Origin of the sequence: Curtobacterium sp. HSID17257 (assembly GCF_003989515.1) — a bacterium.
GTDB lineage: Bacteria > Actinomycetota > Actinomycetes > Actinomycetales > Microbacteriaceae > Curtobacterium.
This window is the reverse complement of sequence record NZ_RBLU01000001.1, coordinates 56,839-83,178: the sequence shown is the minus strand read 5'-3', so window position 1 is coordinate 83,178 and position 26,340 is coordinate 56,839. Positions and strand designations below refer to the sequence as shown.

Sequence of the window (26,340 nt, the reverse complement as noted above, 5' to 3'; positions counted from 1 at the left end):
TGGCGCGCTCGGCACCGGCCGGGAGGCTCGCCCCACCGCCCTGCGCGCCCACCGGCCCGCCCCGCGGCCGGTCACACCGCCCCGACTAGGCTGGTCAGGACATGACGCGCCCGTACACCGCCATCCTGTTCGACCTCGACGGGACCATCAGCGACTCCGCTCCGGGGATCCTCGAGAGCATGACGCACACCTTCCGCACGGTCGGCGTGCCCGTGCCGGACCACGCGACGCTGATGTCGTTCGTCGGCCCGCCGATCATGGACACGTTCCGCACGGCGATGGGGATGGACGACGCGGGCGCCGAGCGGACCCTGGCCGTGTACCGCGAGCACTACCTGTCGCACGGGGCCCTCGACTCGGCGATGTTCCCCGGCATCGACGTCGTGCTGCGCACCCTGCACGAGGCCGGGCTGCCGCTGTCGACCGCGACGAGCAAGCCCGAGACCCCCGCCACGGTGATCCTCGACCACTACGGCCTGACCGGGTACTTCGACTTCGTCACCGGCGCGAGCGACGACGAGGTCCGGAGCGCCAAGGCCGACGTCGTCGCCGAGGCCCTGCGCCGCCTCGAGGCCGCCGGCCACGACGTGAGCCGCCCGGTGCTCGTCGGCGACCGACTGCACGACGTCGAGGGCGCCCGCGTGCACGGCGTGCCGGTCGTCTTCGCCGAGTGGGGGTACGGCTCCCCCGCCGAGGCCGAGGGCACCGTCGCCAGCGCCGCCACCCCGCTCGACCTGCTGCCGATCCTGCTGCCGGACGCCGCGTGAGCGGGCACCGGTGACCGCCGTCGCCCGTCGCGGGTTCCGCGGCGCGGCCTGGCTGCTGCCGGCGGCGATCGTCCTCATCGCCCTCAACCTGCGCGGGCCGATCGTGGCGCCGGCCCCGGTGATCGGCGACCTGCGGGTGGACCTCGGACTGACCGCGACGATCGCCGGGCTCCTGACGACGATCCCGGTGCTGTGTTTCTCGCTCGCGACGCCGTTCGCCAGCTGGGTGATCGCGAAGGCCGACCCGGAGCGTGCGGTGTCCCTGGCGCTCGTGATCGTGCTCGCGGGGACGATCGTCCGCTCGACCCCGTCGGCGGCGTCGCTGCTCGTCGGTACCGCGGTGATCGGCATCGGCATCACCATCGGCAACGTGGTGATCCCGGTGGTCATCCGACGCGACATCTCCCCCGAACGCGTCGGGCTGGTCACCGGCGTGTACACGTCGGCGCTCAACGTCGGGTCGATGATCACCTCGCTCGGCACCGCGCCGATCGCCGCCGCCTGGGGGTGGCCGGTCGCGATCGCCGTCTGGGCGGTCTTCGCGGTCGTCGCCGGGCTGGCGTGGACCTACGCGGTCGGGGCGCGCGCGGCCTGGCTCCGGCCGGTGCGGAGCGAACCCGTGGTCGCGACGGGACCGGTCGAGCTCCTGACCGAGACCGGATCGATCCGCACGGTGTCGGCAGCGGCGACGCCCGTCCGCCCCTCGCGTCGGCTCATCACCTGGGGGTTGACGCTGGCGTTCGGCGGCCAGGCGTTCTCGTACTACGCCCTGACCGCCTGGATCCCGACGCTGCTGCACGACGAGATCGGCTTCTCGGCGGAGTCGTCGGGCGCGAGCTCGTCGGTGTTCCAGATCCTGGCGGTCGTCGGCGCGCTCGGCGTCCCGGTGCTCGCCACCCGCTGGCGGCCCCGCGCGATCATCGCCCTGGTCGCGTTCCTCTGGCTCGCGATGCCCCTCGGGCTGCTCTTCGCGCCGCAGCTCTGGCTGCTCTGGTCGGTGCTCGGCGGCGCAGCACAGGGTGGGGGCATCACCGTCGTGTTCATCATCGTCGTGCGGATCGTCACGAGCGACGACGACGCCCGCCGGATGTCCGCGTTCGTGCAGGGCGGCGGGTACCTGATCGGCTCGGCGGGCCCGCTCGTCGCCGGGTCCCTGCACGGGGCGACCGGGAACTGGACGGCACCGCTGCTCGTCGTGCTCGTCGCGGTGCTGGCGCTCGGCGTCGCGGGGACGCTCGCGGCCCGGCGCGTGCGCTGACGCGCGCGGCGCGGCACACGGCAGCGCAGCGCGGCCCGCGGCCCGCAGCCCGCAGCGCGACCCGCGACCCGCGGCGCGGTCCGCGCCGTCGCACGGTCCGAACTCGAGGACGTGGTTCGACGCGCTCCCGAACAACCGTCTGCACGTCGCGCCACGGAAGGACGTGGTTCGACGTGCCTCCCGTTGTGCCGCAGCACCCGCACCGGGCGAGGCGGGCGCGCAGCAGCACCCGCAACCAGCTCGACAGCAGGCCTCCCGAGGACGTCCCCGAGGGTGCGAGGGCGGCCGCCGACGGTTCGGGTCCGGGGCGGGCGCCCTCGCGCTACGGCGCCGTCGGGTTCGACGCTGCGTGTCAGACGAGACCAGCCCGGGAACAGGGATCCGGGCTCCCGCGGGCAGGGTCCCGCAGGGTAGCCCGACCGAATGTACGCGGGGGTGCGGCCGTGCATCTCAGACGAGCGCTGATCGGACCGCCGTGGAGCGCCCGGCGGCGCACCGGGGTGCGGTGCCTGGCTGTGACCCGAACACAGCCAGACACGACGACCCGTCGCCTCCCGACGGAGGCTCCGGCGGCCCCGGCACGAGTGCCGGGAACCACGCCAGTGAACCAGGTGGGACGTCCCGGCACGACACCCACAACGCGGGGGGAACGACCGTTCTCCGGGCATCCGCCAGGGTCGGCGTCGGCGTCTGCAGGTCAGCCCGCCTGCAGCACCTCGCGCAGCGACAGCGGACGACGACCGGTGACCCGCTCGACGTCCGTCGAGACGTGCGCCAACGCGCCCTCCGCGATGGCCGTGTAGGTGCTCACCCACGCATCCGCCTGCCACGGCGCCGGGTTCCAGCGCGCCCGCGAGGCGTACGCCTCCGCCACCGTCTCCGGCTGGTACGTCACCGCGCGGCCGCGCACCTCGGAGACGGTCGCGGCCGCCTGGGCGAGGGTGATCGCCTCCGGCCCGGTCAGCTCGTACGTCCGGTCGACGTGGTCCGACGGGTGCAGCAGCACCTCGGTCGCGACCCGCGCGACGTCCGCCCGCGCGACCGCGGCCATCGCACCGACGCCCGCCGGTCCGCGGATCACGCCGTCCTCGCCGACCAGGTCCTCGACGAAGTCCAGGTAGAACGAGTCCCGCAGAAACGTGTGCGCCATCGGGGTCTCCTCGATCGCGCGCTCCGTGGCCCAGTGGTCGCGGCCGAGCGTGAAGGTCGCGTCCGGCGCCGCCCCGACGAACGACGTGTAGACGACGTGCCCGACGCCCGCGTCGGCCGCCGCGCCCACGAACGCGCGGTGCTGGTCGAGGCGGTCCTGCGCCTCGGCACCGGAGACCATGAGCAGGAGGTCCACGCCCTCGAGCGCGGCGCGGGAGGCGTCGACGTCGGCGTACGAGGCGACCGCGACCTCGGCCCCGGGCAGCTCCGGTGCGCGCGCCGGGTCGCGCACGAGCATGCGGAACGGCGTGCCCGCCGCGGCGAGCGCGCGGGCGACGGCGCCGCCGATGTTGCCGGTGGCTCCGGTGATGGCGATGGTCATGGTCGCTCCTGTCGTTCGGTGCTGCTGGTCGGGTCGGGTCGGCTCAGGTCCGGATCGTCCTGGAGGCTCGCCCCACCGTGGCAGCGACCCTCGCCGCGTTCACGCCGTCGACCTCCGTCGCCCAGGTGCGGGCCGCCTCGTGGTCGCGTCCGTGCCGCATGTGCCGGCCCACCAGACGGTCGACGCGGACCCGGTCGTCCACGACGCACGCCCAGGTCTCGGTGAACAGGTCGGTCAGGGCGGACCAGGGCGCGTCGGTGTCGAGCAGGTAGTTGCCCTCGGAGACGACGAGCCTGGTGCTCCGGGGGACGGCGATGCTGCCCGCGACGGGTTCGTCGACGCGGCGGTCGAAGTCCGGCGCCCAGACCACCTCGTCGGCAGCGGTCCCGTCGTCGGGGGCGACCAGGCGCCGGACCAGGGCGACGTAGCCGGCGGCGTCGAAGGTGTCGATCGCGCCCTTGCGGTCGTGCCGCCCGAGGGCGTCGAGCGCGGCGTTCGCCAGGTGGAAGCCGTCCATCGGGACCTGCACGGCGGTGCCGGGTCCGTGTGCCGCGTCGACCGCCGCGACGATGCGTCGGGCCAGGGTCGACTTGCCTGCTCCGGGTGCTCCGGCGATGCCGAGGACCGCGCGGCCGGAGCCCGCGGCGAGCGCCACCGCCCGCTCGACGGCGGCGTCGACGGACAGCTCGGTCGGGGTCACGGTCCCATCCTGACAGGAGCGGTGGTTCACTGGCCGTATGGTCGATGCGACGACGGCGTTCAGCGGGTTCTCGGTGCGGGACGTCCCCGACGCCCGGGCCTTCTACGAGGGCGTCCTCGGGCTGCCGGTGAGCGATAACCACGGCATGCTCGTGTTGCACCTCGGCGCCGGGCCCGGGGTCCTGGTGTACCCGAAGGGGCCCGCGCACGAGCCGGCGTCGTTCACGGTGCTGAACTTCCCGGTGCCGGACGTCGACGCCGCCGTGGACGAGCTGTCGGCGAAGGGCGTGCGCTTCCTGCAGTACGAGGGCGTGACGGACGAGCGCGGGGTGAACCGGCACGGCGGGCCGCTCATCGCGTGGTTCACCGACCCGTCGGGCAACGTGCTCAGCGTGCTCGAGGGCTGATCCGGTCCCAGGTGTCGCGGAGGGCCCCGGGGGGCAGCAGCGCGTCGACCTCGGCGGTCAGGTCCGCCAGGGCCGTCAGGTGCTCGGGCAGGAGGAGGTCCCACGGCACGGGCGCGACGCGCTCGATCGACCGGAGCGTGGCGGTCTCCGGGTCGGTGCCCCACTGCTCGGCGAGGGCGTGCACGAGCACGTCCTGCTCCAGGCGCAGCGCGCGCAGCCGGTCGAGCAGCTGACCGGTGCGGTCCGGCTCGGCCGCAGCGGTGACCAGGTCGCCGAGCAGGGCTCGCTCGTCCCAGAGCCGGGCGGACAGGTCGGTGGCCTCGCCGCTCACGGTCGTCGTGCCCACTCGAGGGCGATCGGCACGAGCAGCCCGTGCCGGCGGTGGGGCAGCTCGGCGATCGGCACCCACGCGGCCTCGTCGGTCGAGCCGTCGGCCTCGTTGCGGAGCTCGCCGCCGGTGACGGTCACACGGAACACCACCTGCACGGCCTTCATCGGTCGCCCGGTGTCGTGCATCCGGCGTTCCTTCGGCACGATGTGGTGCCGGATGCCGAGGAGCGGACCGCACGTCGCCTCGTACCCGGTCTCCTCGAGGACCTCGCGGACGACGGCCTGCTCGACGGTCTCGTCGAACTCGACGCCACCGCCCGGCAGCGTCCACGTGCCGGCCTCCGGGATCCGCAGTCGGGCCAGGAGCACGCGGTCGCCCTCGGTGATCACGCCGTAGGCGGCGAGCCGGGTGTCGTAGTCCGTGTACTCCATCCGCCGACCTTGCCAGGATCGCCCGGAGGGCACACCCAGACGCGCCGCCGACCACCCTCCGGTGCGGGGTCGGTGCGGACCTCCGCACGGCCGACGGACCACCCGGAGCTGGCCGGTCGGACAGGCCCGCCCCGTCGACCGACCACCTCGCGTGCAGGATCGCTCAGGATCAGCCGGGAGAGCACCGGGGAACGCCGTCCCGGAGCATTCCCGGACACCTCGACTCGCTACGGTCACTGGACCACGCCGCTCCTGTCCCGTCTCCCGTCGGATGCCCGAGAGCGTCCCGACCGCCGGACCCGCCCGTGACCACCCTGCCGCTCCTGTCCGCCCACGTCCTGCTGCCCCTCTACGCCCTGACCCTGCTCGCCGCCGTCCTCGTGCTCACCGCCGTCCGCCGGTCCTGGCGCTGGGCGGCGATCGCGATCGTGGCGGGTGCACTGGTCGGTGCGGCGCTGTCCTGGTTCCTCGGCGACGTCCTCGACGTGCTCGGGGTCCCGCCGACCTGGGTCGACCGGGTCTGGACGGGCGTGGTCTGCGCCCTGCTCGGCGTCGCCGTCGTCGGACTGGTGCGCGGCGGCGGCGCGCGCCGGGGCAGATGGACGACCAGAGTGGTCGCCGCGCTGCTGGTGCCCCTCGCCCTGCTGTCCGGCGGGCTCGCGGTGAACCGGGACGCCGGGCTCTTCCCCACGATCGCCGACGCGCTGGGGCAGTCCCACGTGCCACCCCTGCGCCTGCCGGACGACCCGGACCCGGGGTCGTCCCCGGTCGACGCCGCGAGCTGGCGACCGCCGCACGACATGCCGTCCCACGGCCGCTACGGGTCGGTGCGGATCCCCGGTGCGGTCTCGCACTTCCACGCCCGACCGGCCATCGTCTGGCTGCCGCCGGCCGCACTCGTCGAGCACGCCCCCGAGCTGCCCGTGGTCGTGATGCTGTCCGGGCAGGGCCCCGGTGCGGCCCCGGCGAACATCATCGAGGCCGGTCGGATGGCGACCCGGCTCGACGCGATCGCCCAGCGGAACCACGGGCTCGCGCCGATCGTCGTGATGCCCGACCAGCTCGCCCGCGCCTCGAACAACCCGATGTGCGTCGACGGTCCGCTCGGGAACAGCGCCACCTACCTGACGAGCGACGTCCCGACCTGGGTGCACGAGCACCTGCACGCCGCAACCCGCGCCCAGGACTGGGCGATCGCCGGCTTCTCGCAGGGCGGTACCTGCGCCCTGCAGCTCGGCGCCGGTCACCCCGAGCGCTTCGGGTCGTGGATCGACGTCTCCGGGCAGATCGGACCGGTGCTGCAGGACCGCGAGGACACCATCTCGAGGGGTTTCCACGGCGACAGCGCAGCGTACGAGGCCGCCCAGCCGCTCCGGGTGCTCGCCGAGGGAGCGCCGTACCGCGACTCCGCCGCGTTCGTGGCCGCCGGCGCCGACGACAGCCGGTACGGACCGGTGGTCCCGAAGGTCGTGGCCGCCGCACGCGCTGCGGGCATGCAGGTGACCGAACGGATCGTCGAGGACGGTGGGCACGACTGGCACACCGCCGGCGTCGCCCTGGCCGAGGGCGTCGAGTGGTTCATGCACCGCACGCACCTGACCCGATGACGAGGACGTGACCGTGCCCTTCACCGTCAGCCACGCGGTCGTGGCCCTCGCCGCCCGCCGGACCCTCCTGCCGGTCGCCGCCGTCGCGGTCGGGTCGATGGCACCCGACGCCGTGCTCTTCGCACCGTTCCTGCCACGCTACGAGGACGCCCACTCCTGGTGGGGCATCCCGACGATCGACCTCGCCGTCTCCCTCGCCGTGCTCGCCGTGTGGTGGTTCCTCGTGCGACCGGCCTGGGCTCCGGTCGTCCCCGGACTGCGACGACGGCTGCCGTCCGGGTGGGGTCGTCGACCCGTCCTCACCGCGCGGGACGTGCTGCTCGTCGTCGTCGGATGCGTGCTCGGCAGCGTGACGCACGTCGTGTGGGACGGCTTCACGCACCCGCACGGCTTCGTGGTCCTGGCCTGGCCGGCACTCCGTGAGACCACCGTCGGCGGCTACCCACTGCCCTTCTTCCTGCAGGACGTCTCGAGCGTGCTCGGACTGCTGGCACTGCTCGTCGTCGCCGCGGTGTGGTGGCGGCGGGCCGACGTCGGGCCTGCGGAGCCCCTTCGTCCCTCCGAACGCCTCGTGCCGATCGCTGCCCTGGCCCTGGTCGTCGTGCTGGCGCTGGCCGTCGGTACGCGTGCGCTGCTCGGGGGTGCGGGGATCGGCGGGACCGTCACCGCACTCGCGTTCCGGGTGCCGGCACTCGTGGGGGCGGTACTGGTCGTCGGCGCCGTCGCGCTGCTCGTCGCGCGAGCAGGCTCGGCTCGCCTCAGGCGCTGACGGCGGCCGCCGCCCACCCGGCCCGCATGCGGGCGACCGCGCGGTCCCACCCGGCGAGCAGGTCGGCGTCGTCGCGGAGCATCGCCTGCAGCTGGAGCCCCTCGAAGAGCGCGACGAGCTGCTCGGCCGCGTGCCGCGGTGAGACACCCCGCGGCTCACGGCCGGCGATGACGTCACGCACGAGCGCGAGCGTCACGTCCTCGAACAGCATCGTGTACTGCTGCCGGAACCATCCCGAGGCCGGGTGGCCCGGGGTCGAGGTGGCGCTCAGCAGCGCGATGCGGACCCGGACGATCGCGGGGTGCTGGTGACCGCGGTCGAGCCGTGCCCGGAGGTAGGCGACGGCCCCGTCCTGCTCGGCGACCCCGCGGAGTGCGTCGCGGCCGGCCTTGGCCCAGCGGTCGACGACGGCCACGACGAGCAGCTCCCACGACGGGAACACGCGGTGCACCTCGGCGACGGGGACGTCCGCGGCACGTGCGACGTCGTCCGGTCCGACCGCGTGGAAGTCGCCGTCACGGAAGGCATCGGCGGCACCGGCGACGATGCGGGCGCGGAGGTCGGCGTCGGGCATGTGGTCGATCCTGCCCACCGAGCGGTGTCCGCGCGACCTCCCGTCCGGGGGCGAGCGACGTCGGCAGAGGGGTGAGCGCTCGGCGTCACGGATCGTCACCGTCGGACACAGTCCGACACAACCCTTCCGCGGCCGTCGCCTCGCTGCCACGGTCGTCGGCATGGCGTACATCTGCTTGGTGCTCTCCGGAGCGGCACTGCTCATCAACGGGCTCACCCTGCTCGGTCGGGTCCCCGGCCGTGACAGCGGTGTGTTCAACGTCCTGATCGGCGGGTTGCAGCTCGTGCTGTGCACGGCCGTCGCCGTCACGGCCGACGGGTCGCTGCCCGTCCTGCTCTCGATCGCGGGGACGTTCCTCTTCGGCCTCACCTACCTGTACGTGGGGATCGACACGCTCGCGGGGCTCGGCTCGACGGGACTCGGCTGGTTCTGCGGCCTCGTCGCCGCGATCGCCGTCGTCTTCGCGGTCACGAACGTCACCGTCGACCCGGTCCTCGCCGTGCTGTGGGCGACCTGGGCTGGGCTCTGGACGCTCTTCTTCCTCCTGCTCGCCCTGGGTCGTGATCTCGGCCGGTACACCGCGTGGGCCCTCGTCCTCGCCAGCCAGACCACCACGACCGTGCCGGCGCTCCTCGGGCTCTCCGGTCGGTGGCCGGTCGGGGCCGGGTGGACGGTCGGCGCCGCCCTGGTCGCGGTCGTCGTCTTCGTCGGCGCGGCCGTGCTCTCCCGACGCGGGGGTCGGCGAGCACCGTCGACCGCCGCCCAGCCCCCGGTCGTCACGCCGACGGCCACCGCCTGAACAGCACCCGCACACGCAACCCGGAAGGCACGACACCATGACCGACACCACGGCCGACCAGCTCGGCACCGCCCAGACCACCGCACCGGTCGACTACGAGACCCTGGCCGGCCGCTTCCGGCCGATCTTCGACCGCATCGCCGCCGGCGCCTCCGAGCGGGAGCAGGACCACCGGCTCCCCTTCGACGAGATCCGCGAACTCGCAGCCGCCGGGTTCGGCGCGGTCCGCGTCCCCGTCGCGTTCGGTGGCGCGGGCGCGACCCTCCCGCAGCTCTTCCGCCTGCTCACCGAGCTCGCGGCCGCGGACAGCAACATCCCGCAGGCCCTGCGCGGGCACTTCGCCCTCGTCGAGGACCGTCTCGTCGGGCGCTCCGGCGAACGCGATGCCTGGCTCGAACGCTTCGGTCGGGGCGAGATCGCCGGCAACTCCTGGACCGAGGTCGGGGCCGTGCAGATCGGCGACGTCGTCACGAAGGTCACGCCGCAGGACGACGGCACCTTCCGCATCAGCGGGCAGAAGTACTACTCGACGGGCAGCATCTTCGCGGACTGGATCGACACGTACGCCGAGCGCACCGACACCGGCGACCGGGTCATCGCGATCGTCGACGCACACCAGCCGGGGGTCGGCCACTCGGACGACTGGGACGGCTTCGGCCAGCGGACCACGGGCTCGGGGACGAGCACGTTCACCGACGCCGTCGTGCAGGCCGACGCGGTCGTGCTGTTCGACGACCGGTTCAAGTACCAGACCGCGTTCTACCAGGCGGTGCTCCTCACCGTGCTCGCCGGCTCCGTCCTGGCCGCCGAGCGGGAGATCGCGCTGCAGGTCCGGAACCGCAACCGGGTGTTCTCGCACGGCAACGCCGACAGCTTCGCCGCGGACCCGCAGATCCTGCAGGTCGTCGGCGAGGTGTCCGCGGCCGGTTTCGCGGCGACCGCGATCGTCGACCGGGCGGCCGAGGCGCTGCAGGCCGCGTACGAGGGTGCTGCCCTCGACGAGGCCGAGGACGAGCGACGCAACGACCGCGCCGAGCTCGCGACCGCACAGGCGCAGGTCGCGCTCACGTCCCTCGCGACCACGGCGACGTCACACCTGTTCGACGCCCTCGCGGCCTCGGGTGTGAGCACGACGAAGAACCTCGACCGGCACTGGCGGAACGCCCGCACCGCGGGGAGCCACAACCCGTGGGTGTTCAAGGCCCGGATCGTCGGCGACCACGCCGTCAACGGGGTCGAACCGCCCCGGGTCTGGGCGATCGGGGCGACGCGTCGCGGCTGAGCGCCGCGACACCGCAGCACACCGTCGCGGGGGTCGGGGCCGAGTGCCCCGGCCCCTCGCCGTGCAGCCTGCGCGGGCCCGGTGGGTCACCCCCGGTCGAACACCAGCGTCTCGTCGTCCGCCGTGGTCACCCGTCCGGTCCGCGCGAACTCCGCCCAGATCGCCCGCAGTGCCCGTCCGCGCCGGTCGACCTCCGGCCAGTCCCGCTCCGGAACGAACCGGCTGCCGACCCACGCCGTCCGTCCGCCGAGCAGCAGCGGCAGGTCGCTCATGTGCACCGCACCGACCGGCGCGACCGACGGGTGCCGCAGCAGCCGGTACACCGTCGCCCGACCACCGGCCTCCCGGTGCCGAGCGGCGAAGCGTCGTGCATCGCGACCGTAGATCACCTCGGACAGCGGCCGGACGAGCAGCCACCGCAGCAGCGACCGCAGCGGTCGGGACCGCGCCGCCGTCCGGAGCCCGGGGACGAGCGGCACGTACATGCCCGCCTCGTCGGAGCCGGACCCGATGAGCACGTCGACGTCGGGGGCGACGGAGCGCCAGGCCCGGTCGGTGTCACGTTCGGCGGGCAGCGGCGCGAACCCGTACTGCGTGCCGAACGGCATCCCGCCGGCCAGGCCGTACCGACCGCCGGCCCTCGTCGCGCGGGCCTGCCGCTCGAGGACCTCGTCGAGCGGGGCGTCTCCCGCGACCGCTCCGACGGCCCGGACCATCGCCCGGTTCATCCGCGCTCGGCCCCGCGACAGCCCGAGCGGTGCGCTCTGCACGATCGCCCGACGGAACAGCCCGCACGCACCCTCGCTGATCATGAGGTGCGCGATCGCGTCGGCTCCTGCGGACTGCCCGAACGCCGTCACCGCGGCGGGGTCGCCGCCGAACGCCGCGATGTTCCGCTGCACCCACCGGAACGCCTCGACCAGGTCGAGCAGGCCGAGGTTCGCCGGCACCGTCCCGCCGTCGCCGAGGAACCCGAGCACGCCGAGTCGGTACGTCACCGTGACGACGACCACGCGCTGCTCCGCCACCAGGTCGTGCGCGTCGTGGATCGGCAGGTCACCGCCGCCGAGCACGTAGGACCCACCGTGCACCCACACCATCACCGGCAGGCGCTCGTCGGGTCGGACGTCCGAGGGCACCGTGATGCTGAGGCGCTGGCAGTGCTCGTCGACCCGCAGGTGGTCCATCGACGGCAGGAGCTGGTCGACGGAGGTCGCGCTCGGCTGCGGCGGGACGGGCGCCGGGGTGTCGGCGCGGAACGGCTCGGGGAACGGCGGCTGCGGCGTCGGCGGTGCGAAGCGGTCGGCCTGCGCGTACGGGATCCCGAGGGCGCGGGTCACCTCGCCGTCGACGACCGCCTCGATCGTGCCGGCCGGGGAGTCGAAGGGACGGGTGTCGGTGGTTGGCACCGACCCACGCTAACGGCGCGACCTGCGGACGTACGGCAGACGGACTGGAGGCGCGGTGCCAGCTGGCACCGCGCCTCCCGTCCGTCAGTGGTGGCGACCCGCGACGGGCGTCAGCGGACCCGCTTGATCGGGATGACCACCAGGGCGCCCAGCAGGGCGACGATCCCGGCGGCCCAGCACATGAGCTCGTAGTTGTCGGGGTGACTGCTGCCGATCTTCAGGAAGAAGAGCGAGATGGCGGGTGCGAGCGACTGTGGCAGCGCGTTGGCGATGTTGATCACACCGAGGTCCTTGCCCGGGCGGTCGGCGTTCGGCAGCACGTCCACGACGAGCGCGGTGTCGATGGCCGAGTAGATGCCGTAGGCGAAGCCCATGACGACCTCGGCGACGTAGAAGCCGGTCACGGTGTCGGCGTGGGCGAGGATCACCAGGCCGACCGCGAACAGCGCGGTCGAGCCACCGACGAAGACCTTGCGGCGGCCGATCCTGTCCGACGCCCAGCCGGAGAGCGCCGCGCTGACGAGCAGCGCGAGCGTGTAGAGGAGCACGCCGAACGCGACCGCCTCGGTGGCGTCCTTCAGGTTGTCGATCCCGAGGTGCTCCTGCATGTAGAGCAGGCGGTACGTCGTGAACATGAACGTCGCGAGGATGATCAGGAAGCGCGACCACCACGCGAACGCGAAGTCGGGGTTCTTGATCGGGTTCGTCCAGAACGACGAGATGAGGTTGATCCAGGTGAACGGCTTGAGCTTGTAGGTCGGCAGGTCGTCACGGGCGACCAGGGCGTACACGACGACCAGGACGATCGCCAGGACGCCCGGGGCGATGAACAGGACCGGCAGGTTCGCCACGAAGAACACCGACAGGTACGTGCCGGCGAGCACGGCGATGTTCTGCGCGAGCGCGATGATGCTCGACGCCCGGCCGCGCTGGAGCTGCGGGACGTTGTCGGCGAAGCTCGCGAGCAGGGTGGCGAGCGTGGCGTTCGCGGCGAGCTGCGCGAGCAGCCAGCCGAGCGTCAGGTTGAGGACGTCGGGCGCGTAGGCGATCCAGGCGAGCGCGATCGCGAAGACCACCACGCCGCCGAGCAGCCACGGGCGACGGCGACCCCAGCGCGTGCGGGTCCGGTCGGACAGCGCACCGGCCAGCGGGTTCATGATGAGCGCGCCGAACGCACCGATCGGCAGCACGGAGCCGATGACGTTCGCCGCGTCGTCGCCGACCAGGGCCTGCGCCTTGATCTGCATGCTGACGTAGACCGGGGCCATGAGCGCCACGAACAGACCGAACTGTCCGAGGAACAGTGCGACCTGGTAGCCGATCCCCACCTTGACGGTGCTGACGGGCTGGGTGATGCCCTCTTCCGGGTTCAGCAGTGCGGGGCTGCCGGGTTCGGGTGTGCTCATGACGCCTCCTTGAGTCGATCGGAAACCTTGTGTTGCAAGGTTTTCCGTCGGCGAGCATACATCGCTCGGGCCGCGAGCGACACGTGTCGTTCAGGTTCGCAGAAGCGGCGCATCGAGACGGCGCGGCACCGACGCGCGACAAAAACTACACAGCGGGTGGTTTTTGGGGTAGCGTCGGTCTCGATCTCGCCGGGGAGCATCGATCCTCGACGGGCCCCGACAACCTGACAGGACCGAAGGAGCCCTCTGCCATGCCCACCACCTCTGTGCAGCTGTACTCGCTGCGCGACGCCATCGCCGAAGACCTCGACAAGGCCATCGCCCGGGTGCGCGAGATCGGCTACGAGAACGTCGAGCCGTACGCGTTCGTCGAGCGCGCTGCCGACCTCGAGAAGGCCTTCGCCGCCACCGGGCTGCGGGCTCCGTCCGGTCACGTCGCCGTGATCGACGCCGAGGACACCGCCCCGATCTGGGACGCCGCCGAGCGCCTCGGCATCCAGACCGTCATCGACCCCTTCATCCCGACCGACCGCTGGCAGACCGCCGACGACGTCGCGAAGATCGCCGAGCGCGTCAACGAGCTCACCGCCGAGGCCACCGCGCGCGGGCTCAAGTTCGGGTACCACAACCACCAGTGGGAGTTCACGAACAAGGTCGACGGCAAGACCGTCTACGAGCTCTTCGTGTCGCAGCTCTCGCCGGAGACCGTCCTCGAGGTCGACACCTTCTGGGCCACCGTCGGCGGCGCCGACGCACCGGCCGTCCTCAAGTCGCTCGGCGACCGCGTCGTCGCGATCCACGTCAAGGACGGCAAGGTCGACGGTGACATCCTCACCGCGCTGCCCTCGTCCGAGAGCGCCCTCGTCGTGCCCGAGGCACTGCAGCGCGCCTTCGAGAACCAGACCCCGGCCGGCCAGGGCGACGTCGACGTGCAGGGCATCCTCGCCGCCGCACCGCAGGCCATCCGCGTCGTCGAGTTCGACGCGTACTCGGGTGACGTCTTCCAGGGCATCACCGAGTCGCTCGCCTGGCTGAAGGACAACGACAAGTGAGCCGCGTCGGAGTCGGCATCATCGGTGCCGGCAACATCTCGGACCAGTACCTGACCAACCTGACGCAGTTCGCCGACGTCGAGGTCCTGATGGTCGCCGACCTCATCCTCGAGCGCGCGGCCGCACAGGCCGAGAAGTACGGTGTGCCGTCGTCGGGCACGGTCGAGGAGCTCCTCGCCCGCGACGACATCTCGATCGTCGTCAACATCACGATCCCGGCCGAGCACGCGAAGGTCGGCCAGCAGATCATCGCCGCCGGCAAGCACACCTGGAGCGAGAAGCCGGTCGCCACCACGGCCGAGGACGCCCAGGCGCTCCTCGCCGCCGCGTCGGCCGCCGGCGTCCGGTACGCGACCGCCCCGGACACCGTGCTCGGCGCCGGGATCCAGACCGCGATCCGTGCCATCGCCCGCGGTGACATCGGCACGCCGCTCACCGCGACGACGATGTTCCACGTGCCCGGCCCGGACCAGTGGCACCCGGACCCCGAGTTCCTCTACGCCGAGGGCGCCGGTCCACTGTTCGACATCGGCCCGTACTACGTGACGACCCTCCTCCACGCGTTCGGCTCGGCCTCGCGCGTGCAGGCCGTGTCGTCGAAGTCGCGCGAGACCCGCGTGATCGGCTCGGGCCCCCGTGCCGGCACCGAGTTCGCCGTCGAGGTGCCGACGCACCACGCCGCGCTCATCTCGTTCGCCGACGGCCAGTCCGCGCAGACGACGCTGTCGTTCCAGCACGCCCTGCCCCGCAACGGCTTCGTCGAGATCAACGGCTCCGAGGGCACGATCGTGCTGCCGGACCCGAACGTCTTCGACGGTGACAGCACGCTGTGGACGCTCGGCAAGGACGAGCCGACGACCCTCGAGCACAAGGGCTCGACCTGGGGTCGTGGCACGGGTGTCGTCGAGATGGCGCGTTCGATCGCCGAGGGCCGCCCGGAGCGTGCCTCCGGTGCCGTCGCGTCCCACGCGCTCGACGTCATGCTCGGCATCCGCGACGCCGCCGATTCCGGCCAGGCCGTCGAGATCACCTCGCGGATCACGAAGCCGGAGCCGCTGCCGGCGGACTTCGACCCGGCTGCCGCCGTCCTGGCTGAGGGCGTGCGCGCCTGAGCTGAAGAGCAGCGAACGGGAGGCGCGGTGCCAGCTGGCACCGCGCCTCCCGTCCGTCACGTTCAACGCCTGGTGTTCCGGCGCCGACGACGGATCATCGTGCCGACGTACATCCCGCTCGCCCCGACGGCGACCGCGTTGACCAGCGCGCCCGTCCACTGACCCGGTGTGTCCACCGTGCTGGCGAAGTACGCAGAGCCGGCCACCAGCAGGCCGACCGCGACTGCGAGCGCGAACCAGACGTTCGTCAGGATCTTCAGCACAGCTCTGCACTCAGGCACATCGGGGTGCGTGGTGCGAGACCGGGTAGACGCGCAGCGACTTCGTGCCGCAGCGGATGCCACCACCGCTGCCGATGGCATTGCTCGCGAGGAGCGCTGCCACCTGCGCAACGGCACACACCGCGGGGCCGAGCGCGCACATGCCGGACGCGATGGCGGACAGCGCGCACCTGATGATGAGGTTCTGATCGAACGCGTTGAACGCGACGTACATGCCGTAGCGGTCGGACCCCGTACCCAAGCGGGCGTCCGAGCCGCCGGTGTTCAGTTCGAGCGTCGTCCCGCCTTCCCCCTCGATCACGACGGTCGTCGTACCGTCAGCTGCGGTGTGCTCCGCCGTGATCGCTCCTGCGGACCGGGCTTCGTCGATGGCTCGATGAACCGTCTCCATCGTGACGGCATCCGGCGCTGTGCCGTCGATCCTCTGGGACACGTCCGCCGATGAACGGGCAGCTGCGTTCGCAGCGGGAGCGTTCACGAGGCCGGCTGCGACGAGCGCCCCAGCCAACGCGAGACCGGCCGATCGGGTTCGGAAGTTCTGCATGATCGTCTCTCTCGAGGTGTGCACCAGGATCTGGACACCCTGGTGGGTCGACCGTAGTGCCCAACTCACGAATGTGGAACACTGGTATATCTGCCACGTGCGAGGTGACCACGCTCACCTGCCGGTCGTTCGGCCACCCGGCTTCGTCCCGAGGGATGATGCCGACGGACGCGGTGCGTGCGACAGTCGCACGTGGGACGAGATCCGATCGCCGACAGAGGAGACAACACGCGTACGACGAGTGGCGGGACACGGCGACGTCGGATCGTGGCGACTGCCGTCGCGGTCGGTGCCGTGCTCGCGGTGGCCGGGACGGCTGCGGTGGTCCAGCGGGTCGGGACCGCGCGACGGCTCCCGCCGGCGGACGCCACGTCCGAGCAGGTCCTCCGCGTCTACCTCCGCGCAGCAGAGGCCCACGACTGCGCGGTGACCGAAGCGCTCACGGCCGCACACGCACCGTCGTCGCCCGAACACGCGTGGTGCGGGCAGCGGCAGCCGACCTCGTGGTTCGACGAGCACCCGGACCTGCTGGCACACCGCAACATCGGCGCTGTCGAGCGGATCCCGGCCGATGAGCGCGGCGGGGTCTCCGAGGAGTGCATCCCCGTCGACGTCACCGAGACGAACATGAGCGGCGCCGACCCCGGGACACTGCAGAGGTGGCAGTTCTGCTTCCACCAGACGGCGGACGGGTGGCGGCTGTACGACGAGGGCTACGGTTGATCGGCCGAGCCGTTCCCGGGAGGACCACGACGTGACGACGAGACGAGCGACCCGCGCAGAGGCATCGGCCTGCGGGGCGGTGCTGGCGCGCGCGCTCCGGGACGATGCCGTCGTCGCAGCGGTCATCCCCGGCGAACACCGGCGCGAGGAACGACTGACGCAGTCGTACACCGCGAGCCTCCTGACCGGCGCATTCGCGGACGGGGTGGTCGACGTGGTCGAGTCCGCGGACCGGATCCTCGGGCTCGCCGCGTGGGAACGTCCCGGACACCGCACGGGGCTCGCCGATCGTCTGCAGCAGTTCCCGAGGTACCTGCGAGCGATCGGCCTCCGACACCTGCGGACGGCACTGCGCACGTCCGAGGTGTTCGCCCGGCACCGACCCGCGACGCCGCACTGGTACCTCGCCGACGTCGCGGTCGACCCCGCCGCCGCCGGCCAGGGCATCGGCTCGGAACTCCTGCGCACCGGCCTCGTCCGCGTGGACGAGGAGCACGCTGCCGCCTACCTCGAGGCGACCACACCGGGGAGCCGGCGGCTCTACGAACGATTCGGCTTCGTCGCCGGTGCCCCGCTCGGGCTCGCCCCCGGCGGGTACCCCGTCGCCATGCACCGCCCAGGGCGTCCCTGAGGCACCACCGTCCCGTCGCGCAGGCGTGGGCGGCCCGGGCGCGCTACTGTTCCGGGCAGAGGGAAAAGACCCGCGCCGCTCGTCGGCCGGGAGCGTGCACGCGTCTCACGGGAGTCGCCACTTCTTCATCGAAGGAGTGCACCCGTGTCTGCACACACCCCACCCGCCCGTCTCCGTGACGCGTGGATCGCCCTGTCCGGGCTGTCCGCCGTGTTCCTGTTCGAGATGCTCGACAACTCGGTCCTCACCGTCGCCCTGCCGACGATCGGCCGTGACCTCGCCGCCTCCACCGCCTCGCTGCAGTGGGTCTCGAGCGCGTACTCGGTCGCGTTCGGCGGCCTGATGCTCCTGTTCGGGGCGGTCGCCGACCGGTTCGGCCGCCGCCGCACCATGCTCGTCGGGCTGGTCCTGCTCGCGGTGGCGAGCGCGTCGACCGTCCTCGTGACCAGCGTGGAGCAGCTCGTCGCCGTCCGTGCCCTCATGGGGCTCGCCGCCGCGATGACCACCCCGGGCTCGATGGCGCTGACCTTCCGGCTCTTCGCCGGCGACGACCTGCGCGTCCGGGCGCTGACCGTGGTGTCGACCGCCGGACTCGTCGGGCTCGCGATCGGCCCGACCATCGGCGGCTTCGTGCTCGCGGTGGCGCCGTGGCAGGTGCTCCTGGTGGCGAACGTGCCGATCGCCCTCGTCGCGCTCGTCGGCATCCGGTCCGGGGTCACCGCCGACCGGCCGGAGGACCTGCACCGGCACCCGCTCGACCTGGTCGGCGCGGTGCTCGGGACGGCAGCGGTGGTCGGGGTCCTGGTGACCCCGACGCTCTTCGTGGTCACCCCGGGGTGGGGCGCGTGGGTCACAGCCGGCGCCACCGTCGCGGCCGTCGTCGGGTTCGTGGTGCGCGAACGGTCCGCCCGGCACCCGCTGCTCGACCTCGCCCTGGTGGCGCGGCCCCTCGTCGCGAGCGGTCTGGCGTACAAGGCTGCGGCCGGCCTCGCCACCGCCGGGCTGTCCTACGCGGTGACCCTGCAGCTGCAGGCCGCGTGGGGGTGGCCGCCGGCCCTCGCGGCGATCGGGACCTTGCCCCAGGTCGTCGTGCTGCTCGTGAGCGGCCGCTTCGTGGCGCCCTTCGTCCGTCGGGTCGGGCTCGATCGGGCCGCGTGGACGAGCGCCACGGCCGTCGTGGTCGGGCTCGCCGTGTTCACCCTGCTCGGACGTACCGGGTACCCGGCCGTCGCGGTCGCCCTCGTGCTCGTCGCGGGCGGGATGCGTGTCGTCGGGGCGGTCGCCGGCGCGAGTGTCCTGTCCGGGCTGCCGACCGACCGCACGTCGATCGGGGCGGCGCTCGTCGACACCGCGAGCGAGCTCGCCACCGCGGTGGGGATCGGGGCGACCGGCACGGTGCTCGCGGCGTTCGTCCCGGGCAGCATCACCGTCGCCCGGACCACGGCCGTGCACGCTGCCGCCGTCGTCGGTGCGCTGCAGGTCGCCGGGGCCGTGATCACCGTGGTCGCGGCGCTGCTCGTCACCGTCGGGGTGCTCCGCGCGCGACGCGGCGTCGGCACACCGGAACCGACGCCGGCCCCGGCCCCGACACCGACCCCGTCCCCGCCGATGCCGTCGACGGCCACGTCCACGTCCACGTCCGCGTCCTCTTCCTCGTCCACTTCCGCCGACCACCACCAGGAGTCCTCCCGTGCCTGAGACCACCACGCCCCGACCGCCCTTCGACCCCGAGCTCGCCGTCCTCCTCACCGCGCTCGAGGCCCGTGGCCCGTTCACCATCGACGCCGCGGCCCTGCCCCGGATGCGCGCGCTCGACGTCAGCGAACAGGAACTCGACGACCGACTGCGTTCCCGCGGCCTCGAGCGGCGGAGCATCACCGTCCCCGGCCACGGCGGCGACCCCATCGACCTCGCGGTGATCCAGCGCGCCGGTCGGACCGGTCCGACCACGGGCGTCTACACGATCCACGGCGGCGGGATGGTGATGGGGCACCACCTCGGCAACCTCGACTCGTACGACGACTGGCTGCTCGACCACGACGTCGTGCTCATCAGCGTCGACTACCGCCTCGCCCCGGAGCACCCCGACCCGACCCCCGTCGAGGACTGCTACGCCGGACTCGTCTGGGTCGCGGAGCACGCCGACGAGCTCGGCATCGACCCGGCGCGCATCGTGGTGGCCGGGCAGAGCGCGGGCGGGGGCCTGGCGGCGGGGACGGTCCTGCTCGCTCGTGACCGGAGCGGGCCCGAGGTGCTCGCGCAGGTCCTCGTCTCCCCGATGCTCGACGACCGCGACGACACCGTGTCCACCCGGCAGATCGACGGCGTCGGCGTCGCCGACCGCCAGGCGATGCACTTCAGCTGGGGCGCCTACCTCGGCGAGCGCCGTGGTACCGACGACGTCTCCCCGTACGCGGCACCCGCGCGCGCCGAGGACCTGTCCGGGCTCCCCCGCACGTACGTCGACTGCGGCAGCGCCGAGGTGTTCCGCGACGAGACCGTGGCGTTCGCGAGCGCGCTCTGGGCCGCCGGGGTCGACGCCGAGCTGCACGTGTGGCCGGGCGCGTTCCACGGCTTCACCAGCATGGTCCCGGGTGCGGCGGTCTCGCGCTCGGCGGTCGCGGCCCTGGCCGACTGGACGACCCGGCTGCTCGGGGAACCCGACCCGGTCCGGACGCCGGGGGCCTGACCGGGCGCGACCGGCAGCAGCGGCGGCGGGCGGGGCGAGAGCTCGGGCGGACAGCGGACAGCGGGCAGCGGCGGCGGGCAGCGACGAGGATGGAGCGCACCGCCACGACGGCGGTGGCACCGGCACGTCCCCGACCTCCCCCGGAAGGACCGCACCGCATGCTCATCCCCCGCCCCCGCTCCCGCGTCGACGGCACCGGCTCGTTCACCCTCGACGAGCGGACCCGCGTCACCGCCGACCCCGCGGCCGAACCGGTCGCCCAGTACCTGCAGCAGGTCCTGCGCGCATCGACCCGACTCCCCCTGTTCGGCGCCGGCGGCGCGACCGACGTCCCCCTGGTCGCCCTCCGGATCGCCGCCGACCCGAGCGACCTGCCGGAGGGCCCCGGCGGTGACCGCTCGGAGGCCTTCCGCCTCGCGGTCACCACCGACGGCGTCGTCGTCACCGGTGGTGGCCCGGCCGGGGTCTTCTACGGCGTCCAGGCGCTGCTCCAGCTCCTGCCCGCCGACGTGTACCGACGCGGCCGGGTGCGTACCGAGGGGTGGACGCTCCCGGCCACCGTCGTCGAGGACGCCCCGGCCTTCGCCTGGCGCGGCGTGATGCTCGACGTCGCCCGGCACTTCCGCACGAAGGCCGAGGTGCTCCGCCTGGTCGACCAGCTCGCCGTGCACCGGATCAACCGCCTGCACTTCCACCTGACCGAGGACCAGGGCTGGCGCATCGAGATCACGAAGTACCCACGGCTCACCGAGATCGGGTCGTGGCGCACGGAGTCGCAGGTCGGCGCGCACGTCCCCGACGTGGACGGCACGCTCCGGGTGGCCGGCAAGGACGGTCGCCCGCACGGGGGCTCCTACACGCAGGACGACATCCGCGAGATCGTCGCCTACGCGGCCGACCGGTTCGTCACCGTCGTGCCGGAGATCGAGACCCCCGGGCACGTCCGCGCGGCGCTGGCCGCGTACCCGGAGCTCGGCGTGCACCCGGACCGGCAGCTCGACGTCTGGACCGAGTGGGGCATCGCGCACGACGTCCTGAACGCCGAGGACAGCACCGTGCAGTTCTTCCGCGACGTCCTCGACGAGGTCGTCGCGCTCTTCCCCTCGGAGTACATCGGGATCGGCGGTGACGAGTGCCCGAAGGACCAGTGGGAGGACGACCCGCGCACGCAGGAGCGCATCCGCGAGCTCGGGCTCGAGGACGAGGAGCAGCTGCAGGCCTGGATCGTCGGGCAGCTCGCGGCGCACCTCGAGGCGCACGGACGCCGGGCGTTCGGCTGGGACGAGATCCTCGAGGGCGGCACGCTGTCCCCGTCGGCGACGGTCGTCTCGTGGCGCGGGCTGCAGGGCGCGATCACCGCAGCCCGACGCGGGCACGACGTCATCGCGACGCCGGACGACCAGGTCTACCTCGACTACCGGCAGAGCGACCTGCCGAACGAGCCGATCCCGGTGTCGATCGTGCTCACCATCGACGACGTGTACGCGTTCGACCCGGTGCCGACGGAACTCACCGGGACGGAGCGGGCGCACGTCATCGGTGGCCAGGCGAACATGTGGACCGAGCACGTCGACTCCGTCAGACGGCTCGACTACCAGCTGTTCCCCCGGGTGGTCGCGCTCTCCGAGGCCCTCTGGTCGGCGGACACCACCCGTCCCCGCGACGTCGGGGAGTTCCGGCAGCGTCTGGCGCACCACCTCGGTCGCCTCGACGCCCTCGGTGTCGAGTACCGGCACGAGTCCGGCCCGCGCCCCTGGGAGGAACGACCCGGCGTACCGGGCCGCCCCCAGACGCGCGCGGAGCGCGCCGCGTACATCGACGCGGTCACGGCGAACATCGCGGACGGCGCGTCGACGCCGTAGTCGCGACCGGGTGGCGGACGGGAGGCTCATGGCGGCACCGCCACGAGCCTCCCGTCCGCCGCGCGTCGAGACGGAGCCGTGGTCGCGTCGCCGGGACCGGCGTCAGTCCTCGGCTGCGGGGATGATCGACTCGAGCAGGCGGAGCACCCGCTCGCCGTCGACCGCCTCCGGGTCGAGCAGCCACTGCACCTGCAGGCCGTCGGACGCGGCGATGCCGAGGCTCGCCAGGTCGACGGGGTCGAGGTCCGCGCGGATCCGACCGGCCGCCTGGTCGGCGGCGATCAGCTCGGCGAGGTCGGCGCGCAGCCGGGTGAAGCGCTCGCGCATGAAGTCGCGGGTGGCGGGGTGACCCTCCTGCACCGCGTCGGCGGCGAGGGTCGTGTAGAGCTGCACGAGCCCGGGGACCTCGCGGTTCCGCGACGCGCTCTCCCGCATGTCGCCGATCGCCGACCGCATCCGGTCCGGGGCGTCCTGTTCGCGGACCTCGTGCTCGCGGTAGACGGCGAGCAGCAGTTCGTCGCGGCTCGGGAAGTAGTGCCGGAGTGCCGCGTGCGTGATGCCGAGCGCGTCGGCGACCGATCGGAGCGACGATGCGTCGACGCCCTGCGCCGCGACCATGCGGATCATCTCGTCGAGGATCTGCGCACGGCGTTCGGCGCCCTTGCGGTACCCACCGCGTCGGGGCGGGGTCGCGCCGTCGTCGTCGACCTCGTGCGTCATCCCCCCAACTTACCGCTGGAAGGTTTTCGCGCCACCCCGCGGTCGCCGCTAGGAGTCGTTCGGCTCCGCAGCGCCGTCGGGGTCGACCGTGTACTCGTCCACGGGGGTCGGGGTCCCGACGGCGAGGGCGTCGGTGATCTGGGACAGGCAGCGCGCGAGCACCTCGTTGTCCTCGCTCGACAGGTGGTCCATCACGCCGACCACTGCCTCGTGGAAGCGGGCGTACGACGAGTCGATCTTCTCGGCGGCCTGCACCGTGGGCTCGAGCACCTGTGCCCGACGGTCGGTGGGGTGCGGTACGCGGACGATGTCGCCCTTCGCCGCGAGCCCGTCGACGATCTTCGTGACCGACGCGTTCGAGACGTTGAGCATGACGGCGAGGTCCTTCGGCCCCATCGCCCGCCCGTCCCGGTGCGCCTGCAGCATGTACCGCACGGTCAGGAACTCGTTCTTCGTCAGACCGCTCTCGGTGCGGGCCTGCTCGAGCTGCTGCTCCTCGACGTGCTGCAGGCGCAGGAGTGCGTCGACGGCGACCTTCGCGGCCTTCGACCGCGGCTCCCTGGCGTAGAGGTGGACGTGCTCACGGCGGACGACGGTCAGGGGCATCGGCTGGTGGGGTCTCTCTGTCGGGCGGATCCGGTCGGAGCGGGTGGCTACGCGGTGGGCGCCGTGAAGAAGTCAGCGTACGACGGTTCACTGCGCGTCGACAGGAGCGAGGGGTCCTGGATGCGCCGGGACACCCAGGCGTCGATGACGGCGGGGTCGGTCAGACCGACCCGCGTGTGGGTCGCGGCCAGCCGTGTGGTGCGCGGCATCCCGGAGTACGTGCTGTGCATGAGTGATCCCGCCTTCCTGCGTCGTTGCCGTCCTGGTCGGACGAGTGAACTGTTTCACGACGCGAATGATCAGTGCAACGAACTTTTCGCGTTCTGTACGGTTCGCGCGGCACCCGACGGGGCGGGGCCAGGATGGGTCCATGGCCTACATCGCCGCGGACGACCGCTACGACTCCATGCCCTACCGCCGGACCGGCCGCTCAGGGCTCGACCTGCCACTGCTGTCGCTGGGCTACTGGCACAACTTCGGCGACGACAAGCCGTTCGAGACGCAGCGGGCGATCAGCCGTCGGGCGTTCGACCTCGGCATCACGCACCACGACCTCGCGAACAACTACGGCCCGCCCTACGGCGCCGCCGAGGTGAACTTCGGTCGGCTGATGCGGGAGGACTTCCGTCCGTACCGCGACGAGATGGTGATCTCGACGAAGGCCGGGTGGGACATGTGGCCCGGACCGTACGGGCAGGGCGGCGGCTCGCGGAAGTACGTGCTCGCCTCGCTCGACCAGTCGCTCGAGCGGATGGGCCTGGAATACGTCGACGTGTTCTACTCGCACCGGCTCGACGCCTCGACCCCGCTCGAGGAGACGATGGGCGCACTCCACACCGCCGTCCAGCAGGGCAAGGCGCTCTACGTCGGGATCTCGTCCTACGACGCCGAGCGCTCCCGGCAGGCCGTCGAGATCCTGCGCGACCTCGGCACGCCGCTCCTCATCCACCAGCCGTCGTACTCGATGCTCAACCGCTGGATCGAGGACGAGGGGCTCCTCGACGCAGCCGGCGAGCTCGGTTTCGGCGTCATCGGCTTCACCGCGCTCGCGCAGGGGCTGCTCACCGGGCGCTACCTGGACGGCGTGCCGGAGGACTCACGTGCCGCCGCCGGCAAGTCGCTCGACGCCGGCACCCTGACGGACGAGGTCGTCGGACACCTGCGGGCGCTGAACGGCATCGCGTCCGACCGCGGGCAGAGCCTCGCGCAGCTCGCCCTCGCCTGGGCGCTGCGCGACGAGCGGGTGACCTCGCTCGTGATCGGGGCGTCCCGCGTGGAGCAGCTCGAGCAGAACGTCGCGGCGCTCGGCAACCTGTCGTTCACGGACGACGAGCTGCGTCGCATCGACGAGCACTCGGTCGGCGTGCTCGACGTCGACCTCTGGTCCGGAGCCCGTTCCGGCCAGGTGAGCTGACCTCCGGTCCCGGATCGCAAGACGCAACGTCGGCGGTTGCTCGCAGCGGTACGACGCTGCGAGCTGCCGCCGACGTTGCGTTCCGCGGGAGGAGGAGGGCGTCAGGCCATGCCGAGGCGCTCGTCGAGCAGCGCCAGGAGCCGCTCCCGGAAGGGCACCGACGACCAGCCGTGGTCGGCGCCGTCGACGACCGTCAACCGCGCGCCGGGCAGGAGTTCGGCGTAGCGGCGGCCGTACGACACCGGCACGATCGCGTCCTCGGTCCCGTGCACCACGTCGGCGGGCCCGGCGTAGTCGGACACCGGGCCGTACACGTCGAGGCCGTCCTGAACGTCGGCGATGAACGCGCCACCCAGGGGCATCCCGCCGAAGTCGAGCCAGCCGCGCTCGCGCACCGGGGCGAGGGGCTGCCCCTGGATCGCGTCGTGCTCCGTGATGTCCTCGACGACGACGCCGGCCGGCGACCACAGCGTGAGCGTCCGGACCCGCGAGGGCTCCCGCGCCGCGGCGAGCGCCGACTCCACCGCGCCCAGGCTGTGCGCGACGACGTGCACGCCCTGTCCGCGGTCGGCGGCGCGGATCATCGTGACGACCTGCTCCACCTCGTCGCGGATGGTGATGTCCGCGAACTCCCCGTCGCTGACGCCCTGCCCGAGTCGGTCGTGGCTGCGGACGACGGCGCCTCGGGCGACCAGGTGTCGTGCGGTCTGCACGAACAGCTGGTGCCCGCCGAGCGCACTGTCGCTGAAGCCGTGCACGAGCAGCACGACGGGGGCATCCGCCGCCCCGTCCTGCGGCTCCCACTGCCAGCCGCGGATCGTCCGACCGTCGTGGTCGAGCGTGGTCGGGGTGGTGCGGGGGTCGACACCCCGCAGCGGCGCGCTGGCCATCAGTTCGTCCGGTCCACCCAGCCGGCCGGCAGGTCGCCGGGAGCGGTGTCGACCACGGTCTCGTCGTCCTCGCCGACGTGCTCGAACAGCGTGATGTGCGCGAACTCCGGCACGACGTAGATCGGGTAGGTCGGCCCCTCGTCGCGGAAGCGCTGCATCTCGTCCAGGTGGTCGTTCTGGAAGAGCACGGTCTTCTGCCCGTCGAGCTCGATCCAGCGCGGGAAGAAGATCGTCCCGTGCAGGACCCGCTGCTCGGGGATGACGTTGACGACGACGCTGGTGCCGGTCGGCTCGTTCCAGGACACCTTGTAGACACCGGGGGCGAGGGCGACGAGGTCGACGGTCTGGTCCTTCACCCAGCGGCCGCCGACGTGGCCGGTGTGGATGCGGTAGTCGATGGTCGTCGCGTTCTTGACGTACATCTCGTACTGCCAGCCGTTGGCGTAGGTGTAGACGAACCGGTGGCCGACGATGCCGGTGAGGTCCTGGGGCGGTTCGGGGTGCTCGACGGAGGTCTGTGCGGTCATGCGATCGAGTTTGCACCCG

At 72.8% G+C, this 26,340-nt stretch carries 29 protein-coding genes; 15 read left to right on the top strand and 14 right to left on the bottom strand.

What is annotated here, in order from left to right; genetic code table 11:
• The first annotated feature begins 101 nt into the window (after positions 1-101).
• Both D8M35_RS00435 and D8M35_RS00430 read left to right on the top strand, forming a co-directional pair.
• Positions 102-767, top strand: coding sequence for an HAD hydrolase-like protein (locus D8M35_RS00435; RefSeq protein WP_126890022.1), 666 nt, complete (start codon positions 102-104; stop codon positions 765-767).
• A 10-nt stretch (positions 768-777) separates the two neighbouring features.
• On the top strand, positions 778-2,025 hold the full coding sequence (locus D8M35_RS00430) for a CynX/NimT family MFS transporter (protein WP_126890021.1): 1,248 nt from the start codon (positions 778-780) through the stop codon (positions 2,023-2,025).
• A gap of 697 nt (positions 2,026-2,722) precedes the next feature.
• On the opposite strand, the gene D8M35_RS00425 is transcribed toward D8M35_RS00430, so the two are convergent.
• Together D8M35_RS00425 and D8M35_RS00420 are read right to left on the bottom strand one after the other, a co-directional pair.
• On the bottom strand, positions 2,723-3,556 hold the full coding sequence (locus D8M35_RS00425; RefSeq protein WP_126890020.1) for an NmrA family NAD(P)-binding protein: 834 nt from the start codon (positions 3,554-3,556) through the stop codon (positions 2,723-2,725).
• Positions 3,557-3,599: 43 nt separating this feature from the next.
• Positions 3,600-4,256 (bottom strand): nucleoside/nucleotide kinase family protein, encoded by a 657-nt coding sequence (locus tag D8M35_RS00420; RefSeq protein ID WP_126890019.1) that lies wholly within the window; start codon positions 4,254-4,256, stop codon positions 3,600-3,602.
• A gap of 37 nt (positions 4,257-4,293) precedes the next feature.
• Here D8M35_RS00420 and D8M35_RS00415 point away from each other — a divergent pair, with 37 nt between their 5' ends.
• Positions 4,294-4,662 (top strand): VOC family protein, encoded by a 369-nt coding sequence (locus D8M35_RS00415; protein ID WP_126890018.1) that lies wholly within the window; start codon positions 4,294-4,296, stop codon positions 4,660-4,662.
• Here the strand turns inward: D8M35_RS00415 and D8M35_RS00410 are convergent.
• Positions 4,643-5,008, bottom strand: a complete 366-nt coding sequence (locus D8M35_RS00410) for a hypothetical protein (RefSeq protein WP_126890017.1) — start codon at positions 5,006-5,008, stop codon at positions 4,643-4,645. The two genes, D8M35_RS00415 and D8M35_RS00410, sit on opposite strands and share 20 nt — an antisense overlap.
• A complete protein-coding gene (locus D8M35_RS00405) occupies positions 4,990-5,424 on the bottom strand; it encodes an NUDIX hydrolase (protein ID WP_126890016.1) in 435 nt (144 codons plus the stop codon). Before D8M35_RS00405 ends, D8M35_RS00410 begins: the two co-directional genes overlap by 19 nt.
• Before the next feature lie 305 nt (positions 5,425-5,729).
• Between D8M35_RS00405 and D8M35_RS00400 the strand changes: the two genes are divergently transcribed.
• Both D8M35_RS00400 and D8M35_RS00395 read left to right on the top strand, forming a co-directional pair.
• Positions 5,730-7,031 (top strand): esterase family protein, encoded by a 1,302-nt coding sequence (locus tag D8M35_RS00400; RefSeq protein WP_126890015.1) that lies wholly within the window; start codon positions 5,730-5,732, stop codon positions 7,029-7,031.
• 13 nt (positions 7,032-7,044) lie between these two features.
• Positions 7,045-7,800, top strand: a complete 756-nt coding sequence (locus tag D8M35_RS00395; protein WP_161972535.1) for a DUF4184 family protein — start codon at positions 7,045-7,047, stop codon at positions 7,798-7,800.
• On the opposite strand, the gene D8M35_RS00390 is transcribed toward D8M35_RS00395, so the two are convergent.
• On the bottom strand, positions 7,790-8,374 hold the full coding sequence (locus tag D8M35_RS00390) for a TetR/AcrR family transcriptional regulator (protein WP_161972534.1): 585 nt from the start codon (positions 8,372-8,374) through the stop codon (positions 7,790-7,792). The two genes, D8M35_RS00395 and D8M35_RS00390, sit on opposite strands and share 11 nt — an antisense overlap.
• Positions 8,375-8,534: 160 nt before the next feature.
• On the opposite strand from D8M35_RS00390, the gene D8M35_RS00385 reads away from it, so the two are divergent.
• Together D8M35_RS00385 and D8M35_RS00380 are read left to right on the top strand one after the other, a co-directional pair.
• Positions 8,535-9,173, top strand: a complete 639-nt coding sequence (locus tag D8M35_RS00385; RefSeq protein ID WP_126890012.1) for an AmiS/UreI family transporter — start codon at positions 8,535-8,537, stop codon at positions 9,171-9,173.
• A gap of 37 nt (positions 9,174-9,210) precedes the next feature.
• Positions 9,211-10,455: an acyl-CoA dehydrogenase family protein gene (locus tag D8M35_RS00380; protein WP_126890011.1), complete on the top strand. Its 1,245-nt coding sequence runs from the start codon at positions 9,211-9,213 to the stop codon at positions 10,453-10,455.
• A gap of 86 nt (positions 10,456-10,541) precedes the next feature.
• On the opposite strand, the gene D8M35_RS00375 is transcribed toward D8M35_RS00380, so the two are convergent.
• Together D8M35_RS00375 and D8M35_RS00370 are read right to left on the bottom strand one after the other, a co-directional pair.
• Positions 10,542-11,864: a carboxylesterase family protein gene (locus tag D8M35_RS00375; protein ID WP_126890010.1), complete on the bottom strand. Its 1,323-nt coding sequence runs from the start codon at positions 11,862-11,864 to the stop codon at positions 10,542-10,544.
• Positions 11,865-11,974: 110 nt separating this feature from the next.
• Positions 11,975-13,270 carry an MFS transporter gene (locus D8M35_RS00370; RefSeq protein WP_126890009.1) on the bottom strand — a complete coding sequence of 432 codons (1,296 nt, stop codon included), beginning with the start codon at positions 13,268-13,270 and terminating at the stop codon, positions 11,975-11,977.
• A gap of 251 nt (positions 13,271-13,521) precedes the next feature.
• Between D8M35_RS00370 and D8M35_RS00365 the strand changes: the two genes are divergently transcribed.
• Positions 13,522-14,322 (top strand): sugar phosphate isomerase/epimerase, encoded by an 801-nt coding sequence (locus D8M35_RS00365; RefSeq protein ID WP_174234663.1) that lies wholly within the window; start codon positions 13,522-13,524, stop codon positions 14,320-14,322.
• Positions 14,319-15,434, top strand: coding sequence for a Gfo/Idh/MocA family protein (locus D8M35_RS00360; protein WP_126890008.1), 1,116 nt, complete (start codon positions 14,319-14,321; stop codon positions 15,432-15,434). The genes D8M35_RS00365 and D8M35_RS00360 overlap by 4 nt, the downstream gene beginning before the upstream one ends.
• Positions 15,435-15,496: 62 nt before the next feature.
• Here the strand turns inward: D8M35_RS00360 and D8M35_RS00355 are convergent, their stop codons facing one another.
• Both D8M35_RS00355 and D8M35_RS16465 read right to left on the bottom strand, forming a co-directional pair.
• Complete coding sequence (locus D8M35_RS00355; protein WP_126890007.1) at positions 15,497-15,697, bottom strand: hypothetical protein; 201 nt, start codon at positions 15,695-15,697, stop codon at positions 15,497-15,499.
• Positions 15,698-15,707: 10 nt separating this feature from the next.
• A complete protein-coding gene (locus tag D8M35_RS16465) occupies positions 15,708-16,016 on the bottom strand; it encodes a hypothetical protein (protein WP_126890006.1) in 309 nt (102 codons plus the stop codon).
• 510 nt (positions 16,017-16,526) lie between these two features.
• Between D8M35_RS16465 and D8M35_RS00345 the strand changes: the two genes are divergently transcribed.
• From D8M35_RS00345 to D8M35_RS00325, 5 genes are all read left to right on the top strand, one after another.
• Complete coding sequence (locus tag D8M35_RS00345; protein ID WP_126890005.1) at positions 16,527-16,982, top strand: hypothetical protein; 456 nt, start codon at positions 16,527-16,529, stop codon at positions 16,980-16,982.
• A gap of 31 nt (positions 16,983-17,013) precedes the next feature.
• On the top strand, positions 17,014-17,613 hold the full coding sequence (locus tag D8M35_RS00340) for a GNAT family N-acetyltransferase (RefSeq protein ID WP_126890004.1): 600 nt from the start codon (positions 17,014-17,016) through the stop codon (positions 17,611-17,613).
• 144 nt (positions 17,614-17,757) lie between these two features.
• Positions 17,758-19,311, top strand: a complete 1,554-nt coding sequence (locus tag D8M35_RS00335; RefSeq protein ID WP_274542754.1) for an MFS transporter — start codon at positions 17,758-17,760, stop codon at positions 19,309-19,311.
• Positions 19,304-20,302: an alpha/beta hydrolase gene (locus D8M35_RS00330; protein WP_126890003.1), complete on the top strand. Its 999-nt coding sequence runs from the start codon at positions 19,304-19,306 to the stop codon at positions 20,300-20,302. The genes D8M35_RS00335 and D8M35_RS00330 overlap by 8 nt, the downstream gene beginning before the upstream one ends.
• A gap of 158 nt (positions 20,303-20,460) precedes the next feature.
• On the top strand, positions 20,461-22,164 hold the full coding sequence (locus tag D8M35_RS00325; protein ID WP_126890002.1) for a beta-N-acetylhexosaminidase: 1,704 nt from the start codon (positions 20,461-20,463) through the stop codon (positions 22,162-22,164).
• Between the two features lie 102 nt (positions 22,165-22,266).
• On the opposite strand, the gene D8M35_RS00320 is transcribed toward D8M35_RS00325, so the two are convergent.
• From D8M35_RS00320 to D8M35_RS00310, 3 genes are read right to left on the bottom strand one after another with little or no spacing between them, the layout of a single operon-like run.
• Positions 22,267-22,884, bottom strand: coding sequence for a TetR/AcrR family transcriptional regulator (locus tag D8M35_RS00320; RefSeq protein ID WP_126890001.1), 618 nt, complete (start codon positions 22,882-22,884; stop codon positions 22,267-22,269).
• 48 nt (positions 22,885-22,932) lie between these two features.
• The gene (locus D8M35_RS00315; protein WP_066651217.1) at positions 22,933-23,490 is read right to left on the bottom strand and encodes a MarR family winged helix-turn-helix transcriptional regulator; all 558 of its coding nucleotides are present in this window, start codon (positions 23,488-23,490) and stop codon (positions 22,933-22,935) included.
• Between the two features lie 47 nt (positions 23,491-23,537).
• Positions 23,538-23,720 carry a hypothetical protein gene (locus tag D8M35_RS00310; protein ID WP_126890000.1) on the bottom strand — a complete coding sequence of 61 codons (183 nt, stop codon included), beginning with the start codon at positions 23,718-23,720 and terminating at the stop codon, positions 23,538-23,540.
• A gap of 140 nt (positions 23,721-23,860) precedes the next feature.
• Here D8M35_RS00310 and mgrA point away from each other — a divergent pair, with 140 nt between their 5' ends.
• Positions 23,861-24,904 carry an L-glyceraldehyde 3-phosphate reductase gene (gene mgrA, locus D8M35_RS00305; RefSeq protein ID WP_126889999.1) on the top strand — a complete coding sequence of 348 codons (1,044 nt, stop codon included), beginning with the start codon at positions 23,861-23,863 and terminating at the stop codon, positions 24,902-24,904.
• Positions 24,905-25,005: 101 nt separating this feature from the next.
• Here the strand turns inward: mgrA and D8M35_RS00300 are convergent, their stop codons facing one another.
• On the bottom strand, positions 25,006-25,794 hold the full coding sequence (locus tag D8M35_RS00300) for an alpha/beta hydrolase (protein WP_126889998.1): 789 nt from the start codon (positions 25,792-25,794) through the stop codon (positions 25,006-25,008).
• Positions 25,794-26,321, bottom strand: coding sequence for a phenolic acid decarboxylase (locus tag D8M35_RS00295; protein WP_126889997.1), 528 nt, complete (start codon positions 26,319-26,321; stop codon positions 25,794-25,796). Before D8M35_RS00295 ends, D8M35_RS00300 begins: the two co-directional genes overlap by 1 nt.
• Positions 26,322-26,340 lie beyond the last annotated feature (19 nt).

Bases quoted from the DNA above. Each gene is read 5' to 3' on its own strand.
- D8M35_RS00435 (WP_126890022.1), top strand. From the start codon at position 102: ATGACGCGCCCGTACACCGCCATCCTGTTCGACCTCGACGGGACCATC.
- D8M35_RS00425 (WP_126890020.1), bottom strand. From the start codon at position 3,556: ATGACCATCGCCATCACCGGAGCCACCGGCAACATCGGCGGCGCCGTC.
- D8M35_RS00415 (WP_126890018.1), top strand. From the start codon at position 4,294: ATGGTCGATGCGACGACGGCGTTCAGCGGGTTCTCGGTGCGGGACGTC.
- D8M35_RS00405 (WP_126890016.1), bottom strand. From the start codon at position 5,424: ATGGAGTACACGGACTACGACACCCGGCTCGCCGCCTACGGCGTGATC.
- D8M35_RS00390 (WP_161972534.1), bottom strand. From the start codon at position 8,374: ATGCCCGACGCCGACCTCCGCGCCCGCATCGTCGCCGGTGCCGCCGAT.
- D8M35_RS00385 (WP_126890012.1), top strand. From the start codon at position 8,535: ATGGCGTACATCTGCTTGGTGCTCTCCGGAGCGGCACTGCTCATCAAC.
- D8M35_RS00380 (WP_126890011.1), top strand. From the start codon at position 9,211: ATGACCGACACCACGGCCGACCAGCTCGGCACCGCCCAGACCACCGCA.
- D8M35_RS00370 (WP_126890009.1), bottom strand. From the start codon at position 13,270: ATGAGCACACCCGAACCCGGCAGCCCCGCACTGCTGAACCCGGAAGAG.
- D8M35_RS00365 (WP_174234663.1), top strand. From the start codon at position 13,522: ATGCCCACCACCTCTGTGCAGCTGTACTCGCTGCGCGACGCCATCGCC.
- D8M35_RS00325 (WP_126890002.1), top strand. From the start codon at position 20,461: ATGCTCATCCCCCGCCCCCGCTCCCGCGTCGACGGCACCGGCTCGTTC.
- D8M35_RS00320 (WP_126890001.1), bottom strand. From the start codon at position 22,884: ATGACGCACGAGGTCGACGACGACGGCGCGACCCCGCCCCGACGCGGT.
- D8M35_RS00315 (WP_066651217.1), bottom strand. From the start codon at position 23,490: ATGCCCCTGACCGTCGTCCGCCGTGAGCACGTCCACCTCTACGCCAGG.
- D8M35_RS00310 (WP_126890000.1), bottom strand. From the start codon at position 23,720: ATGCACAGCACGTACTCCGGGATGCCGCGCACCACACGGCTGGCCGCG.
- mgrA (WP_126889999.1), top strand. From the start codon at position 23,861: ATGGCCTACATCGCCGCGGACGACCGCTACGACTCCATGCCCTACCGC.
- D8M35_RS00300 (WP_126889998.1), bottom strand. From the start codon at position 25,794: ATGGCCAGCGCGCCGCTGCGGGGTGTCGACCCCCGCACCACCCCGACC.
- D8M35_RS00295 (WP_126889997.1), bottom strand. From the start codon at position 26,321: ATGACCGCACAGACCTCCGTCGAGCACCCCGAACCGCCCCAGGACCTC.